Source organism: Rhizobium sp. 01N424, assembly GCF_056399485.1.
Map to the genome: position 1 here is coordinate 1 of NZ_JBFTRK010000039.1, position 1,044 is coordinate 1,044.

Annotated in this window: 1 protein-coding gene; it reads left to right on the forward strand. The window is 59.6% G+C overall.

Translation table 11 applies throughout. From position 1 onward, the window contains the following. Nucleotides 1–141 precede the first annotated feature (141 nt). On the forward strand, nt 142–897 hold the full coding sequence (gene istB, locus AC1DNK_RS29965) for an IS21-like element helper ATPase IstB (protein ID WP_477944867.1): 756 nt from the start codon (nt 142–144) through the stop codon (nt 895–897). Nucleotides 898–1,044: the final 147 nt, after the last annotated feature.

Genomic DNA, 1,044 nt, shown 5'->3' on the forward strand with positions numbered 1-1,044 from the left:
GATCGGCGGACTGACTTGCAAAAGCATCAGCGCACTCATCAGCACCTACAAGGCACCACGACATTCCGCCGAACCCGCCGCTGTCGGCGAGCATGCCAATCTTCGCGGCAAAGCCTACTTTCATTAAGGAGACAATCGAGAATGCTGACTAATCCCACCGTCGACACGCTGCGCCAGCTCGGCCTTTCCGGCATGGCTTCCGCCTTCCAGGAACTGGAGATGCAACCGGAAGCGAGAAGCCTCCAGCACGGCGAATGGCTCGCGATCCTGCTCGAACGGGAACAGACCTCACGTCGCCAGAAGCGCTTCGAAGCTAGAGCCCGTGCCGCCAGGCTGCGCCATGACGCCCAAATTGAGAATACCGATTTCCGAGCAGCGCGCGGTCTCGATCGCAACCTCTTCCTCAAGCTTTCCACCTGCGACTGGATCAGGCAGCGGCACTCCTTGCTATTGATCGGGCCGGCCGGCGTCGGCAAAAGCTGGTTGGCCTGCGCCCTTGGCCACAAGGCATGCCGTGAGGACCTTTCCGTCGCCTACCACCGCGTCCCCCGGCTATTCGCCTCACTCGCCCTGGCACGAGGCGACGGCCGCTATGCGAAGCTGCTCAAGAGCCTGGCCAAGACCGACCTTCTGATCCTGGACGATTGGGGACCGGAGAAGCTCAGCGACGAGCAACGACGCGATCTCCTGGAGATTGTCGAAGATCGCTACGAGCAGCGCTCGACCATCGTTACCAGCCAGATCCCCGTGGACCACTGGTACGATATGATCGGCAATCCCACGATCGCTGATGCCGTGTTGGATCGCCTTGTTCACAACGCCTATCGCATCGAACTTTCCGGCGAGAGCCTGCGCAAACATCGAAACCTGTCAGCCGAGGATGCAACTCAGGCTTGACCGAGCCGATATACGCCGACATTGATAAACCACGACCCAGAGACATTGCGGCCGTCTGGCTTAGCCTCGGAACCGCGTCCGGTATAACGCTGGAATAAGCGTCCGGTTAAAGATCGGAATTCCTGTCCGGTTTCATTGGAATACGCA